16 protein-coding genes are annotated in these 16315 nt (G+C 37.5%); 2 read left to right on the plus strand and 14 right to left on the minus strand.

What is annotated here, in order from left to right; genetic code table 11:
- Nucleotides 1-20 precede the first annotated feature (20 nt).
- The 12 genes from ACTJJ9_RS14350 to ACTJJ9_RS14405 form a co-directional block, all read right to left on the minus strand.
- Nucleotides 21-521, minus strand: a complete 501-nt coding sequence (locus ACTJJ9_RS14350; protein ID WP_145581979.1) for a DUF1456 family protein — start codon at nt 519-521, stop codon at nt 21-23.
- Nucleotides 522-677: 156 nt separating this feature from the next.
- Nucleotides 678-1061, minus strand: a complete 384-nt coding sequence (locus ACTJJ9_RS14355; RefSeq protein WP_095302757.1) for a retropepsin-like aspartic protease — start codon at nt 1059-1061, stop codon at nt 678-680.
- Entirely contained in the window at nt 1058-1318 is a 261-nt protein-coding gene (locus tag ACTJJ9_RS14360) for a hypothetical protein (RefSeq protein WP_095302756.1), read from the minus strand. Before ACTJJ9_RS14360 ends, ACTJJ9_RS14355 begins: the two co-directional genes overlap by 4 nt.
- A 234-nt stretch (nt 1319-1552) precedes the next feature.
- Nucleotides 1553-2950, minus strand: a complete 1398-nt coding sequence (gene rlmD / locus ACTJJ9_RS14365; RefSeq protein ID WP_145581976.1) for a 23S rRNA (uracil(1939)-C(5))-methyltransferase RlmD — start codon at nt 2948-2950, stop codon at nt 1553-1555.
- Nucleotides 2951-3036: 86 nt separating this feature from the next.
- Complete coding sequence (locus ACTJJ9_RS14370) at nt 3037-3951, minus strand: diacylglycerol kinase (protein ID WP_095302754.1); 915 nt, start codon at nt 3949-3951, stop codon at nt 3037-3039.
- A 394-nt stretch (nt 3952-4345) separates the two neighbouring features.
- Nucleotides 4346-5347, minus strand: coding sequence for an inorganic phosphate transporter (locus ACTJJ9_RS14375; RefSeq protein ID WP_145581974.1), 1002 nt, complete (start codon nt 5345-5347; stop codon nt 4346-4348).
- A gap of 19 nt (nt 5348-5366) precedes the next feature.
- The gene (locus ACTJJ9_RS14380; protein WP_095302752.1) at nt 5367-5987 is read right to left on the minus strand and encodes a DUF47 domain-containing protein; all 621 of its coding nucleotides are present in this window, start codon (nt 5985-5987) and stop codon (nt 5367-5369) included.
- A 329-nt stretch (nt 5988-6316) separates the two neighbouring features.
- Complete coding sequence (locus ACTJJ9_RS14385) at nt 6317-7444, minus strand: AI-2E family transporter (RefSeq protein ID WP_095302751.1); 1128 nt, start codon at nt 7442-7444, stop codon at nt 6317-6319.
- A 399-nt stretch (nt 7445-7843) separates the two neighbouring features.
- Complete coding sequence (gene gatB / locus ACTJJ9_RS14390) at nt 7844-9274, minus strand: Asp-tRNA(Asn)/Glu-tRNA(Gln) amidotransferase subunit GatB (protein WP_145581973.1); 1431 nt, start codon at nt 9272-9274, stop codon at nt 7844-7846.
- Nucleotides 9275-9289: 15 nt separating this feature from the next.
- Complete coding sequence (gene gatA / locus ACTJJ9_RS14395; RefSeq protein ID WP_145581971.1) at nt 9290-10747, minus strand: Asp-tRNA(Asn)/Glu-tRNA(Gln) amidotransferase subunit GatA; 1458 nt, start codon at nt 10745-10747, stop codon at nt 9290-9292.
- 13 nt (nt 10748-10760) lie between these two features.
- Nucleotides 10761-11051, minus strand: coding sequence for an Asp-tRNA(Asn)/Glu-tRNA(Gln) amidotransferase subunit GatC (gene gatC, locus ACTJJ9_RS14400; RefSeq protein ID WP_145581969.1), 291 nt, complete (start codon nt 11049-11051; stop codon nt 10761-10763).
- Between the two features lie 173 nt (nt 11052-11224).
- Nucleotides 11225-11599, minus strand: coding sequence for an Hsp20/alpha crystallin family protein (locus ACTJJ9_RS14405; protein ID WP_145581967.1), 375 nt, complete (start codon nt 11597-11599; stop codon nt 11225-11227).
- A 152-nt stretch (nt 11600-11751) separates the two neighbouring features.
- On the opposite strand from ACTJJ9_RS14405, the gene ACTJJ9_RS14410 reads away from it, so the two are divergent.
- Nucleotides 11752-12051, plus strand: a complete 300-nt coding sequence (locus tag ACTJJ9_RS14410) for a DUF3219 family protein (RefSeq protein ID WP_249922093.1) — start codon at nt 11752-11754, stop codon at nt 12049-12051.
- Between the two features lie 61 nt (nt 12052-12112).
- Here the strand turns inward: ACTJJ9_RS14410 and putP are convergent, their stop codons facing one another.
- Nucleotides 12113-13585 carry a sodium/proline symporter PutP gene (putP, locus tag ACTJJ9_RS14415; protein WP_145581965.1) on the minus strand — a complete coding sequence of 491 codons (1473 nt, stop codon included), beginning with the start codon at nt 13583-13585 and terminating at the stop codon, nt 12113-12115.
- 494 nt (nt 13586-14079) lie between these two features.
- Here putP and ACTJJ9_RS14420 point away from each other — a divergent pair, with 494 nt between their 5' ends.
- The gene (locus tag ACTJJ9_RS14420) at nt 14080-14499 is read left to right on the plus strand and encodes a hypothetical protein (protein WP_145581963.1); all 420 of its coding nucleotides are present in this window, start codon (nt 14080-14082) and stop codon (nt 14497-14499) included.
- A 61-nt stretch (nt 14500-14560) separates the two neighbouring features.
- Here ACTJJ9_RS14420 and pruA read toward each other — a convergent pair whose 3' ends face one another.
- Nucleotides 14561-16108 carry an L-glutamate gamma-semialdehyde dehydrogenase gene (gene pruA, locus ACTJJ9_RS14425; RefSeq protein ID WP_145581962.1) on the minus strand — a complete coding sequence of 516 codons (1548 nt, stop codon included), beginning with the start codon at nt 16106-16108 and terminating at the stop codon, nt 14561-14563.
- Nucleotides 16109-16315: the final 207 nt, after the last annotated feature.

A 16315-nucleotide genomic window follows, 5' to 3' on the forward strand; every position in this document is an offset into this window, starting at 1 on the left:
TATAGATTCCTTTAACGGCATTATCCTCTATATTTAACAGCTAGCCCTTTTAAGAAGTTTCTAGCGAAATTATCGCCACATTCTTTATAATTTTTATGCCCTTCTTTCCGTAATAAAGCCCCAAGTTCTCCTTTTGATACCCGTAATCCTACATGGTCAAAAACATCGAGCATATCCTCAGTCGTTAAAGCTAGTGCGATTTTAACCTTCTTTAAAAGGAGATTATTCACGTTTCCGTTCGTCTTCAGAGAAGGTTCCTGTGGATTAGGCTGTCCTGGTTTCGGCTCTTGTTTCCCTCTTTTGTAAATAATAAGGCCATTTAAAAATGAGTCTAACATACTGTGAGTACATTTTATTTGATCTTCATTTTCATATTCCTCATCATCGTATGTCTTTGTGAGTATCTTGACTACCTCTGGTACTGATACTTCCATACCGCCAAGTTTAAATATTTCTGCCATTTCTTTATTTTTTATTTCTAATGCATATCTTAAGCGTATTAAAATATCGTTATTATCCATTATTTGATCTCCTGTTTTTAAAAAATTAGTACCTGTTACTTACTGTAACAGGTACCTAGTTTAGTTTATCCTAATTCAAACATTGCAACTACCTTGCGTGGCTCGTGTGGTGATGGCAGATTCATATAGATGTAGTAGTGTTTAGTTTACCTTAACCTAGTTTTTTCGCACTTCCATATTTTCAAAATCGATGATTAATTTATTTGCAAGAAAAAAATCATTACCGATGATTCCGTCAAATCCATGCATTTCTCTAACATCACCAAGCTGAATAGTGAAATCACTAAGATGAAACTTATCTATTATCAGGCTGCTCACTTTTTGTTCAATACAGATTTCCGTACCGCCAATTCCATACATCTTACGTGTAATAGCGTTCTCTAAATCTAGCATCAACCCGATTTCTTCACACAAGTCCGTATCTAAAATGGTTGAAGAGCAGCCAGTATCAAGTAGTACGTTGCTAAATATCTTTTTCCGTCCATCATATTCAATCTCAACAGAGACTAAAGGTAATTGATCATACATTAGAAATTTCATACTCTTCTACGTACTCCAATATATGGCTGCTCGATTACCTTTATTTCTTCATTATTTGTGTGAAAGATATATAAATCGCGTTTTTGATTTTCTAAATGCAGCTTTTTATAAACTTTCCATGCTGCATTGCCGTTCTCAAAATCATCAATTACAGACATTTCTTCAATAATTCTTTCTTTTCCTCTTGTTTCTGTTTTTAATGCTTCTACTAAGACACAGCGTTCTGGAAAATGCTGACGAACTTCAGACCATTTCATTTCAAAGTCCCTCCGTATGAAAAGCATTTACATTTATTATAACATTAATTAGTTTTATTTCAGTTAAACCTGTTACAAACAAATATAAAATGCAATTAAGGGAAACTACATTAAAAATATTAATAACTTTTTAAAGATTAACTTCATCAATCAATTCGATGTATTAAAAGACGCATACCGTTTATTTCATTATCGATTTGCGCCATTACAATTGAATAGAGGCAGGATTCCCCCTTATCGGGAACCTGCTTCTTCTTTTAAAATCATCTGCGATACTACCTCAACGTGCGTCGTATGCGGAAACATATCCACCGGCTGCACCTCAACCGTCTCATACCCACCCTGTTCAAGTACTTGTAAATCCCTCGCCAACGTCCCAGGGTTACAAGATACATAAACAACACGCTTAGGCTTCATCTCAATAATTGTCTTTAACAACGCCTCATCACAGCCTTTACGCGGTGGGTCAACGACGATGACATCTGCTTCGTTTCCTTGCTTGTACCATTCAGGGATCACAACCTCGGCTTCACCTACTGCAAATTCTGCGTTTGTGATGTTGTTTAATTGGGCGTTACGGTTTGCATCCTCAATTGCTTCTGGGACGATTTCAACACCAAAGACGTTCTTTGCCTTTTGGGCAAGAAAGAGAGAAATTGTTCCGATGCCACAGTAAGCGTCAATAACCGATTCTTTACCAGTTAGCTGGGCATATTCCAATGCTTTATCGTATAAAACCTTTGTTTGCTCTGGGTTTACTTGATAGAATGAACGAGCTGAAATCGCAAACTTGACGTTGCCGATCTTGTCATAAATATATTCTTCGCCCCAAAGGACATTTGTTTCATCTCCGAAGATGACGTTTGTTCGTTTATTGTTGATGTTTTGTACGATTGATTTTACTTGTGGGAATTGCTTTGTGATTTGCTCAATGATTTCCTTCTTATGGGCAAATTCCTTCGTTTTTGTCACAAAGACGACCATCATTTCGCCTGTGACGAGTCCATAGCGAACCATGATATGGCGGAGCCAACCGCTATGCTTTTCTTCATTGTAAGCGCGGATGCCGTATTGTTCACAGATTTTTTTGACTGCTTGGACGACGTCGTCATTTTCGGCTTGTTGAATGAGGCATCTTTCCATGTCGATAATGTCATGGCTGCGCTTTTGGTAAAAGCCTGCTACTAGTCCACCTTCACGTTCACCGATTGGAACCTGTGCTTTGTTACGATAATTCCAAGGGTCGTTCATTCCTAAAGTTGGGTGAACCTTTACCTTCGTCATATCTAGCTTACCGATGCGTGTGAGGACTTGCTCGACCTGCTTCCGTTTGAAGTCAAGCTGACCTTTATAGCTAACATGCTGAAGCTGACAGCCGCCACATTGTGAATAAATCGGACATGGTGCATCGACACGGTGTTCACTTTTTTCATACAGCTCAATTAACCGTCCGAAGGCAAAGCCCTTTTTCACCTTCACAACCTTCACTTTCCCTCGTTCGTCTGGTAAGGCGTTCTCAACGAAAATCGGGAATCCTTCTACTTTAGCTACACCGGCACCTTCATGTGTTAAGTCTTCAAAGGTCACATCGTAATATTCATTTTTTGCTACGGGTGCTTCAATTTTCGCCATTTGCTTCTTCCTTTTTTCTATGATTTAACTTATTTTATCATAATGAGAAGGCAGTAAAAAAACCTGGCTATTTGTTGCCAAGTTTCTTACTCTTCCTCTAACACTCTTGCTTTATCTGCTGATACCATGAAATCAATATGCTGGTAAAGGTTAACGAATTCTCCTGGTAACAGGCCGCCATATTCACCATCTAAGTTTAATTGCATTTTATCTTGATTAATGACCTTTACACGGTTTGCTTTTGTGTAAATAATATGTTCATCATTGATGTGGTCACCTCTTAAAGCTAATGTAGCAATGCGAATAAATTCAGCTAGATTTGCTTTCTTGAGGATTAATAAATCGAACATTCCATCATTTAGACTTGAATCTGGTGCTAGCTTTTCAAAGCCACCAACAGAGTTTGTTAAGGAAACGAGAAACAACATGATTTCTCCTTCAAATAACTTCCCGTCATATTCAATTTTTACCTCTGCAGGACGAATTGAAGGAAGCATTTCCATCCCTTTTAAATAATAGGCGAGCTGTCCGACCATTGTTTTTAGCTTGCTCGGCACTTCATAGGTTAACTCTGTTAATCGGCCGCCACCAGCAATGTTAATAAAGTATTGACCATTAACCTGTCCAATATCAATCTTTTTAGGTTCCCCAGTTAAAATCGTCTCAACTGCCTGAAGAACATTATTTAACGGAATTCCGATTGCTCTTGCGAAATCATTTGTTGTTCCAACTGGGATTACTGCTAGTTTAGGGCGATTTTCTAAGCCTGCGATTCCATTTACGACTTCGTTTATCGTCCCATCACCACCTGCTGCAACAATTAAATCGAAGCCACGCTCAGCTGCTTTCCTTGCAGCATCAATCGCATCACCCTCACATGTTGTTGCATGACATGAAGTTTCATACCCGGCTTGTTCAAATTTTTGCAAAACATCAGGTAAATGCTTTTTAAAGGCTTCACGACCTGAAGTTGGGTTATATATTATTCTTGCTCTTTGCATGATACCATCATCCTATTACAAAAAGTTAAGTTCTCGAATCAAAAAGCATGAGGTGTCCGCTTTTGGCAACAAGCATATGCTTATCACTTGTACCTTTCGCGCCTTAAGCTTTAACATCAAGACTATAGTAGAAATTATTCTATTTTCATTCCTCTTCTAAATATGGAGAAAAAATCTCCTTACATCCGTCAACTTTTTTATATATTTTATATTAACAAAAACATTATACGCTTCTATAGAAAGATCACAAGTGACATCCGTAATTGTCCACAACAATTTCAAATTTGCCTAACTATTATTATCACCATGTTTCGAAAAAAAAGTAAAGTTATTAAACAAAATTTGGTGAATGATACGAAAAGGACCTACCCGTTATGAGTAAGTCCGTGCTGAGTTAAAAAAATAAATTTAATAATTGATAAATTAGAGCTGCTAGGATAGCTGAAATAGGTAATGTAATTATCCATGTGATGACAATTTTACGAGCTACACCCCATTTTACACCTTTCACACGTTGAGCAGATCCAACCCCCATGATCGCAGAAGAAATAACATGGGTTGTACTAACTGGCAAATGGATTGTTGTTGCTCCAAAGATAATAAGTGCAGAAGAAAGGTCTGCTGCTGCTCCATTTACCGGGCGGATTTTCATAATTTTCCCACCGACAGTTTTAATAATTTTCCAACCACCTATCGATGTTCCGATCCCCATTGCTAATGCTGCAGAAATTCTTACCCATAATGGAATGTCACCGTGTGATGAGTGATATCCTGCGGCAATTAATGCCATCGTAATAATCCCCATTGCCTTTTGCGCATCATTTGTACCATGTGTAAATGATTGTAATGCAGCAGTGAAGATTTGAAATATCCGAAATCTACGGTTTGATTTATATAGATTTGTATTACGGAAAATTACAGCAAATAAGCTCATCATAATAAATCCGATTGCTAATGCGATAAATGGTGAAAAGAGAAGTGCCTGTAATATTTTTATAAATCCAGTCCAGTTTAAAATATTTAATCCTGCTGCTGATACAGCTGCACCTGCAATGGATCCAATTAACGCATGTGAAGAGCTACTAGGTATACCATAATACCAAGTGATTAAATTCCATGCGATTGCTGCTATAAGAGCTGCTAAAATAATGACTGAACCATTCTCTAATGCGAACGGGTCAACAATATCCTTTGTGATCGTCTTTGCAACCCCTGTAAAGGTGATTGCTCCGATGAAGTTCATACTAGCTGCTAATATAATTGCTACTTTTGGTGAAAGTGCGCGCGTTGATACGGACGTTGCAATCGCATTCGCTGTATCATGAAACCCATTGATAAAGTCAAAGGCTAGTGCGCATATCACGATTAAAATCGTTAGTATTAAAATAGTATCCATTTTTTAATATTGCGCTCCCTTATGCGTTTCTCATGATAATCGTTTCAATCGTATTCGCTACATCCTGGCAACTATCTGTTACCTTTTCAAGCATTTCGTAAATTTCCTTATGCTGAATAATTTTAATTGGGTCCTTTTGTGTAGCAAATAAATGCTTGATTGAAACTCTTAACAAATCATCGCATTTGGATTCAATATCCTTTAATTCGATTGAATGTGTTCTCATATCAAGTAATTTTTTATTTGATAATAATTGCATTGCTTTTAAAATCTCATTTGTACTGCTGTGTATATATTTAATAAACTTTTCAATGTACTCGTCATACCCTTTAAAGGAAAACATTTCAAAGTAGGCAACACATTGTTCTAAGCCATCAAGGACATCATCCATCTTCATCGCTAATTGTAAAAGATCCTCACGCTCAATCGGCGTAATGAACGTTTTATTTAAGTCAACAATTAGTTCATGTATATATGTATCACCTTTGCTTTCATATGACTTCATTACTGAAGCAACTTCCTTTAAATCACTAATCTTTTTCACATCAATATCGACAAGATATTTAACAGCTTCGTCTAAGTTTTTTGCTATTAATAGGATCTTGTCAAAAAAAACATCTTTCTTTGAGCCAAATGCCATGTGAAAACCCTCCAAGATTTTTTCTATTTTCTTTTTTTAACCCCAATGTCTAATTTTATTAGTTTTTGTCGAATTTACAATATCTTTAAAGAAAATTTACAAAAACTTAACATTACATCGTTTTCGTTATGTATCTTTACATAGAATTTACATTTCGCGTAGATTTGTTTTTTAAAAGGCATATTTAGGGAACTTTGTTACTTTTTAATAGTGTAGTAAAGAAATTGCTCACCGCCACCTCGCGATAGCTTGCTCCAAAACAAACATAAAAAAACAGAGGGGAATCCCTCTGTAAAATTTTATCCAATAGGTCGAGCATTAAGAACCAATTACTTCGCCTCTTTATATAAATCACTTCTAGATTTTAAATACTCAAACAAATGTGTTGCGATAACTTTTAAGACAGCATAGCCTGGAACGGCTAAAATAATCCCAACGACACCAAAAAGATTTCCCGCCGTTAAAATAACAAATATAATCGTAATCGGATGAATATGAAGGTTTCTTCCCATAATTTGCGGTGAGATGAATTTTCCTTCGACGAGCTGAACAACTGTCCATACGACAATAAGCTTTAACAGCATGATTGGCGATGTGACAATCGCGATAATCAATGCTGGTGTAATCGCAATCGCAGGTCCTAAATATGGGACAATGCTCGTAAATGCGGCAATTAATGCTAAGAGGGACGCATATTCTAAACCGATTATCATAAACCCGATATACATTAAAATCCCTATACAAAAGCTAACAATAATTTGTCCTCTTATATAAAGACTAATGCTCGTATTTATTTCCTTCATAACCGAAAAGGATTGATTTCGCAATGGAACTGGCAAGAACGTTAAAATATATTTTGGCAGCTTTTTGCCATCCTTTAATAAATAGAAAAGCACAAATGGTAGGATGATTAATGCTAGTAAAAAGTCCTTTACCGCTCCAACAAAAACACCTATTCCTAACCATGTACTGTTAAGAATTTTCGTGACATGCTCTGACACATTGCTTACTAGGTCAGGTACATTAATGTTTAATGTTTTTTGCGCTTCATTTATAAATTGACTGCCAACAATATCCTTTGTCAGCTTCTCGACATCCTTTACATAGTAAGGAAACTTTGTGACAAGACTCATAATTTGGTCACGCAAAAATGGAATGACCGACACGATAATAATCGTCAATAAGCCGATAATGATAATGTATAACAATAAAATGGAGTAGACCCTTTTTATTCGCCATTTTTCAAGATAGTTTACAATTGGATTTAATAGATAGTAGAGAACTGTTGCCATCATAATTGGTAAAATGACTGTTTTTACCAATACCTCTAATGGAGTAAAAATAAATGAAACTTCTCTAAATATTAAGATATTTATTCCTATCAAAAGCAATACAAGCAAAAATAGAACAAATCGGTTATTTATAATAAACTTTTTAAAGATATCACCTTTATTCATACTAGAACCCCTCTCAAAGCCTTTCCTACTTCTATTTTACCTTAATTTTCAAACCTATATCACTTATCTTACCTTTCATTTCACAATATTGTAAATTACTTTCACTTTAGTTTAAGAATAAATTAATTTTTTCTTCATTTCCTCTGCCTTTTATGTCACTATGCTACTGAAAATTTGTATAATGGCTGCTGCTTAGTAGGATTCTGTTCTATGAATAGATTGTTATAAAACAAATATGGGAGATGCGATTATCTCTAAGTAAACCATCTCACTTAAAGGGGAAAATTCAACATATCTATAAAAAAAGCTTGGATTGAAAATTTCAACCCAAGCTTTTCTTCATTATTTAAATCTAGTTCCACTTTTAAAGCTAGAAGTAGATTTCCTCAGTCTCACCATTTAACGCTTTTGGATTTCCTCCATTAATAGCTTGTTTACCATAGGAGGGTTTGCTTGTCCCTTTGTTGCCTTCATAATTTGACCTACAAGGAAACCGATCGCTTTTTGCTTTCCGTTTTTAAAGTCTTCAACAGACTGTGGATTTGCATCTAATGCTTCTGTTACAAACTTACGTAACGTTTCATCGTCAGAAATTTGGACAAGTCCTTTTTCCTTGACGATTTTTTCTGCATCTCCACCGTTTTCCACAAGCTCTTTAAATACTTGTTTTGCAATTTTTGAAGAAATCGTTCCATTTTCAATCAATTTAATCATGCCAGCTAAGCCTTCAGGAGTTAATGCAACATCACCTAGCTCTTTTCCTTCAGCATTTAAATAGCCTGAAAGCTCACCCATAATCCAGTTTGATGCTTGCTTTGCTTCAGCACCAGATTTAAGTGTTTGTTCAAAGAAGTCAGACATTTCCTTTGTCATCGTAAGAACTTGAGCATCATACTCCGGTAAGCCTAATTCTTCAACATAACGTTTTCTGCGCTGATCTGGAAGCTCAGGAATCTCTGCACGAATTCTAGCCTTCCACTCATCATCAATATACAGTTCAACAAGGTCTGGCTCAGGGAAATAGCGATAATCATCAGAGCCTTCCTTCACACGCATAAGAATCGTCTTTTTCGTCGCTTCATCATAACGGCGTGTCTCTTGATCAATCGTTCCACCAGAACGAAGGATTTTCTCCTGACGCTTTTGCTCGTATTCTAATCCCTTTTGGACAAAGGCAAAGGAGTTTAGATTTTTCAATTCTGTTTTTGTTCCGAATTCCTTTTGTCCAACTGGGCGTAGTGAAATATTCGCATCACAACGAAGAGATCCCTCTTCCATCTTACAATCAGATACTTCGGTGTATTGAATAATTGCTTTTAATTTCTCCAAGTAAGCATATGCCTCTTCAGGTGTACGAATATCTGGCTCAGATACGATTTCAATTAATGGTGTCCCTTGACGGTTTAAATCGACTAGTGAATAGCCATCATTCGTATGGATAAGCTTTCCTGCATCCTCTTCCATATGAATCCGAGTAATTCCGATCCGCTTCTTCTCACCATTTACTTCAATATCAATCCAGCCGTTTTCTCCAATCGGTTTATCAAACTGAGAAATTTGATATGCCTTTGGATTATCTGGGTAAAAATAGTTTTTACGGTCAAATTTTGTTTCAGTAGCCACTTCACAGTTTAATGCCATACATGCCTTCATCGCAAAGTCGACGACCTTTTTGTTTAGCACTGGAAGCACACCAGGATAGCCTAGTTCTACTACCGTTGTATTTGTATTTGGCTCAGCACCGAAATGGTTTGGTGCACTTGAGAAGATCTTCGAGTCTGTTTTAAGCTCTACGTGGACTTCAAGTCCTATGACTGTTTCATATTCCATTGTTTTTCTCACCCCTTACAATTCAGGTTTTGCTTTATGATGGTCTGTTGCTTGCTCAAATGCATGTGCAACGCGGTAAATCGTACTTTCGTCAAAATGCTTTCCGATAATTTGCAATCCTAATGGCAGCCCGTTTGATTGGCCACATGGGACAGATATTCCCGGGACACCTGCAAGGTTTACTGGGATTGTCAAAATATCATTTGCATACATTGTTAATGGGTCTTTGATATTTTCCCCAATTTTAAATGCTGACGTTGGTGTTGTTGGTCCGATAATGACATCATAATTTTCAAAAACATCTTCAAAGTCTTTTTTAATTAATGTACGAACCTTCTGTGCCTTCTTATAGTAAGCATCATAATAGCCAGAGCTTAACGCAAATGTTCCGAGCATAATCCGGCGCTTTACTTCATTACCAAAACCCTCTGCACGGCTTTGCATATATAAATCTAGTAAGTTTTCTGCATTATCTGTTCGATAGCCATAACGTACACCGTCAAAACGGGAAAGGTTAGCAGATGCTTCAGATGATGACAGTAGATAATAAGTAGCAAGAGCATATTTAGAGTGTGGTAGGGAAACCTCTTCCCATGTAGCTCCAAGACCTTCAAGAACCTTTAGCGCGTCTAAAACAGATTGCTTTACTTCTTCTGCTACACCTTCACCTAAATATTCCTTCGGTACAGCAATCTTCAAGCCTTTTACATCACCTGTTAAAGCTGAAAGGAAATCTGGCACTTCTACATTAGCAGAGGTTGAATCCATTTCATCAACACCAGAAATAGCTTGTAAAAGGAATGCGTTATCTTCAACATTACGTGTTATCGGTCCAATTTGGTCTAATGAGGATGCGAATGCAACTAAACCAAAACGTGACACACGACCATATGTAGGCTTTAATCCTACTACACCACAAAACGATGCTGGCTGACGAATCGAGCCACCTGTATCTGATCCTAATGAGAATGGTACCTCACCTGCAGCAACTGCTGCAGCTGAACCACCGCTTGATCCACCAGGTACTCTTTCTAAGTCCCATGGATTTTTTGTAAGCTTGAAGCCAGAGTTTTCATTTGAAGAACCCATCGCAAACTCGTCCATATTAAGTTTCCCGATCGTAACTGCCTCTGCTTGCTGCAGACGTTGAACGACTGTTGCATCATAGATTGGATCGAAGTTTTCAAGAATTTTACTTGCACATGTTGTTCGCAAACCTTTTGTTACGATATTATCCTTTACACCAATCGGCATTCCGAATAATAATCCAAATTCGTCACGACTACCTAATGCTTCATCTAATTCCTTAGCATATGCACGTGCTTTTTCTTCATTAAGGGTCAAAAACGCTCCCACTTTTTCGTCTACTTCATGAATCCGCTTATACGACTCATCAACCAAGTCAGAAACAGATACTTCTTTTTTATGTAATAAATCTTTTAATTCAGATATTTTCTGATCAAAGAGTGCCATGCTTGTCCCTCCTCTATTCTAAAATTGATGGTACACGAATATATCCATCGATATGGTCTGGAGCATTTTTTACAACCTCTTCATTATCCAAGCCTTTTTTCGGTATATCTTCTCTCATAACATTTTTCATATCTAATACATGTGATGTCGGCTTTACATTTTCTGTGTCAACCTCGTTAAGGAGCTCAGCAAATGTAATAATCGCGTCTAGCTGATTTGTCATAACCTCAGCTTCTTCTTCTGTTATAGCCAAACGTGCTAGGTTTGCTACGTGCTTTACTTGCTCTGTCGTAATTCTTGACATGACTTTCACCTCCACAAAATCGTACGTTCACAATACTCTGATGATACCAAAAATAAGGCTATTTAATCAACACGAAGTAAGAAAAGCGAAAACTCCTTTGTTAACTCTTTTCAAAAATAAAAATTATACAGAAAACAGAGCAAAACCGCCAGCTCCTAAACTAGCGGTCATGTCTATTCGATTTCAATTCTAGTAGGTCTTCTTTTTCTAAAGCTAATTTCTAAAAGTCCATTCCGATAAACTGCCTTCATTTGCTTTTTTAAGACATGCTCTGGTATGTGTACCCTTCTAACACCGCCAAGATTTCGCGGTGGTTGCTTCTGTTCCGTTACGTTAATGATAAGGTCATTGCCGCGCATTTCTACATGAATATCATTCTTTGGTACCCCCGGCAGCTCAGCGATTACCATATATTGCTCATCCGTTTCATTTATATTTACTAAAAAGCTTGGAGATTGCTGTTTAAACATATCATCGATTGAATCTAATAGTGTTCGCTTTGGACGGCTTCGAAAAAAATCATTCATCATGTTCAATGGATCACTCATAGCGTACACCCCTTATGTTTTTAGATGATATTATCCTATGTTCACATCCTGATTTTTGCCTAGGCGCTTCATTTTCTTATTTCTAGAGCATGAAAAGCGAAGAAATCAATGAAAATGGATATAATCTAAATAGCAGGATGAGGCTTTTAATAATGAAAGGATTTGATCTTTTGGAAACAAAGGTTATGTTAAATGATCGGCTTTTTTTAGTGAATGAGTTTAAAGAAAGTACATCAAAAAATGGTGATATCATAAGCTTTACCTTCGAAGTAAAAAGCGAGGATTACCACGATGTAACGACATTATTATACGAAGGGAAATTTCTTGTGGAACTTCCTGAAAAGGATGAAAAATTCACCGGAACGATTCAAGAGTACTCAACCTCTGTAACAAATTTATATGAATCCGGAAATGTTGGTGTCTTTAAATTGAGTTTGCTTAAGGAAAACTAACTCTTACCATATCAAATAATGCTTGGGTTATATCATGTATAACCCAAGCATTTTTGTGTTCCTATGATTTTCTTAGTTCTTCTTTGTAGCTCTCAAATTCCTTTTGCACTTCTTCTGAAGGACCCTTTTCAATTAAGCTAACGATGACAATGGCAAGACAGGAAAAGATAAAGCCTGGTGCTAGCTCGTATAAGTCAAAAATTCCGCCTTTAAGATTAGACCATACGATAACTGTTACAGCACCGACAATCATTCCAGCTAACGCACCATTTCTCGTCATTCGTTTCCAGAATAAGCTGATGACAATTAGAGGACCGAACGCTGCCCCAAAGCCTGCCCAAGCATAGCTTACTAATTCTAAAACCTTACTATCTCGATCATACCCTAAGAAGATCGCAATAATCGCAATGGCAAGACAGGCGATTCTGCCAACAATCATTTCTTCCTTTTGCGTCGCATTTCGTTTAAATAGCTGCTTATAGAAATCCTGTGCCAACGCACTTGAAGCAACAATTAATTGTGAATCAACTGTACTCATAATCGCAGCAAGAATCGCGGCTAATAAAAATCCTGAAACCCATGGATTAAACAATACTTGAGAGATCATGATAAACACAGTTTCAGAGTTTTTAAGCGGAGCATCTGCAAAATAGGCGATACCGGTAAATCCGATAAAAATAGCTCCAAATAGTGAAATAATCATCCATGTCATCCCGATTAAGCGTGCTTTTGGGATTTCCTTTGTCGATTTTATCCCCATAAAGCGAACAATAATATGTGGCTGACCAAAATAGCCAAGACCCCACGCAAGTAGTGATACTACGCCTATAAAGGTTGCACCATTATTGACATTCAGATAAGATGGATCAATATTTCCAATTTTTTGTAACATTTCTCCCCAACCGCCTAGTTCATAAATAACAACGATCGGTATAATAATTAGAGCTAATAGCATAAGAATTCCTTGCACAAAGTCAGTCCAGCTGGCAGCTAAAAATCCGCCAAACAACGTATAGGATAAAATAACCGCACACCCAACCCATAAGGCAAGCCGATAATCCATATTAAATGAGCTTTCTAAAAGAATGGCCCCACCTACAAGACTTGATGATGTGTAAAAAGTGAAGAATACTAGAATGACAATTGCTGAAACGACTCGTAAAAGCTTTGATTTGTCATGGAATCGATTTTCAAAATAGTCTGGAATCGTAATCGCATCATTGGCTAACTCCGTGTAAACTCTAAACCGCTTCGCAACAAATTGCCAATTTAAATACGCACCTATTGATAAGCCAATCGCAATCCATATTCCTCCCATACCACTTACATACATAGCACCTGGTAAACCTAGCATGAGCCAGCCGCTCATATCTGATGCTCCTGCACTTAAGGCAGCAACTCCAGCACTTAGTCGTCTTCCACCTAGCACATAATCATTTAAATTACTTGTCAGTTTTGTCGCAACTACACCTATCGCGCCCATTCCAATTAAGTAGACGATAATCGCTGTAAGCTGGGCATAATTAATATCCATTTTTGTTTAACCACTCCTTTTTTCCGTAAAATATGTGATGACAGATAATACAATCAACAATGGCATCGGTATGAGTAGCCAGCACCATGTTGCTACTGTTAGTTCCATTTAATCACCCCCTTAAAAAGTTGTTAACAAAACCTTATGCAAGCTTATGCAATTTCATGATGATAAAAAACATAGACTCATAGATTGACCGGTGAAGAAAGTCCTTAATAACCGTAACACAATCTGACAAGTTCATCAAATAGACATAATTAATCACGTACCGTGAAATGAATAAACATACACAAAAACGTATCTTTTTTCTCTTATATGTTCAAATAGATTATATCTATTCATTGAAACTTATAAAATTAAGTTTCAATTTGATTTAAGAACATGGGAGAAATTTAGAGAATGATCTGTTTTTTTCTTTATCATTCAAACTTCTAGTAGATTTTTCTTAAACATGTTAAGATCGAAAAAATAGAACGTTTTCAGGAGTGACGTATGTGAAAAAATTTTTATATGGCTTCGGCGGATTATTAATCGCTGCTGGCATTATAGGACTTATTAATCATATTTCAATCGCGATAAAATCTGTACAAGCTGAACAAGCTTTATATGGTGGCTCAATCCAATTTATGATGCTCCAAATGATTAGTACATTTCAGCCTTACTTTACATGCTTAATCGGTGGGGGCTTCCTTATCGCAATTACTGCGTTTTTAGAAGAGTATAAAAAACGCAGTGAGCTAACAAGGCAATTGCTCCAAGCACTATCTAACGAAAAAGGGCACAATCATCAGGAAATAAAACAAGCAGCTTCAAATGATGCAAATGATGTTGAGCAGATTTCTGTTAATGCTAGCATAGCGAAAATTCCTGATGAAGTGAACGAGCAGGATGATCGTGTTTATTGGCAAGGATAAGACGCGGCATAATGAAAAGCCAACCCCTATTTCCTGTACAGGGATTGGCTTGTTTTATTATTTAAAATTGCTCCGAAATCGTCTTCGCTTGCATATGGAGAAGCAAATAATCAGGGCCACCTGCCTTTGAATCTGTACCAGACATGTTGAAGCCGCCAAATGGTTGATAGCCAACAATCGCCCCTGTGCATCCACGATTAATATAAAGATTGCCAACATGAAAGTCTTCCTTCGCTATTTCAATATGCTCACGATTATTTGTTAATACAGCCCCTGTGAGACCATATTCCGTATTATTAGCAATAGCAATGGCATGCTGAAAATCATTTGCTTTACAAAACGCAACAACCGGGCCAAAAATTTCTTCCTTCATAATCCGTGCATCCTCTGCTACATCGGCAAAAATGGTTGGTTCAATAAAAAATCCCCTCGAGCTATCAGCATTTCCCCCAGCAACTAATTTCCCTTCCTGTTTGCCGATTTCAATATATTCGTTAATTTTATCGAAGGCAGCCTGATCGATTACAGGTCCCATAAAGACTGAAGAATCAGTCGCCTCACCAACGGAAAGCTGTCTAGTTAAAGCGATTACTCTCTCTAACACCTGCTCATAAACATCCTTTAAAATAACTGCGCGGGAGCATGCTGAGCATTTTTGACCTGAAAAGCCAAATGAAGAGGCAACAATTGATTGGGCTGCCAATTCTAAATCTGCAGTCGAGTCGACAATAATCGTATCCTTCCCACCCATTTCTGCAATTACACGTTTTAACCATATTTGCCCATCATGTACCTTTGCTGCCCGTTCATAAATTCTTACCCCAACATCTCTCGAGCCTGTAAAGCTAATAAATCTCGTTTTTGGATGGTCAACTAAATAATCGCCAACCTCTGCTCCACTACCAGGAACATAGTTGACAACACCTGGTGGCAAGCCTGCTTCCTCCAGCACCTCTAAAAACTTTGCCGCAATAACTGGAGTAGCACTTGCAGGCTTTAATAAGACGGTGTTGCCCGTTACAATCGCTGCGGACGTCATCCCAGCCATAATCGCAAAGGCAAAGTTCCACGGCGATATAATAATGCCTACACCTAAAGGAATGTAGTGATAGTGATTTACTTCAATTGACCGACTTTCAACAGGCATTCCATCCTTTAACAACAGCATTTGCCTGCCATAGTACTCCATAAAATCAATAGCCTCAGCAGTATCAGCATCTGCTTCCTTCCACGGCTTTCCTGCTTCCTTCACAAGCAGTGCTGAAAACTCATGCTTCCGACGCCGGACAATTGCTGCTGCTCGAAATAAAAGATCCGCTCGCATTTCTGGCTTTGACTTTCTCCATGACTGAAACGCCTCTTCTGCAGCTTGCATCGCTTTTTCTGCATGTTCCTTTGTCGCCTTTGCAACAGTGCCAATCACTTCCTCCTTATTTGCAGGATTAGTCGAAATGATCGTTTCTGTCGTCGATATTTTCCTTCCACCTATAATAAGCGGATACTCCAGGTTTAAATAAGATTCAACCTTTTCTATCCCTTCCTTAAATGCACGTTTATGATGGGGCACCGAAAAATCGGTAAAAGGCTCGTGTTTATAAGGAATCACCATGTTTTATCTCCTCCTTGTGTAATAGAAATTTAAATCTAACCTCAAAAACTGCCTTCCTTTCACTTAAGAACAGAACGATACATTATTTCAGCATAGGATCCTTAGTAAGGAGGAACGCTCATGCTTCATTCGTATGCTAGCAAGTTACTAGAAATGATACACTTTTCCCAACTGGTACCTCTGGCAGGACGGATTAGGATTTTATGC

Origin of the sequence: Metabacillus sp. 22489 (genome assembly GCF_052044855.1) — a bacterium.
GTDB classification, from domain to species: domain Bacteria; phylum Bacillota; class Bacilli; order Bacillales; family Bacillaceae; genus Metabacillus; species Metabacillus niabensis.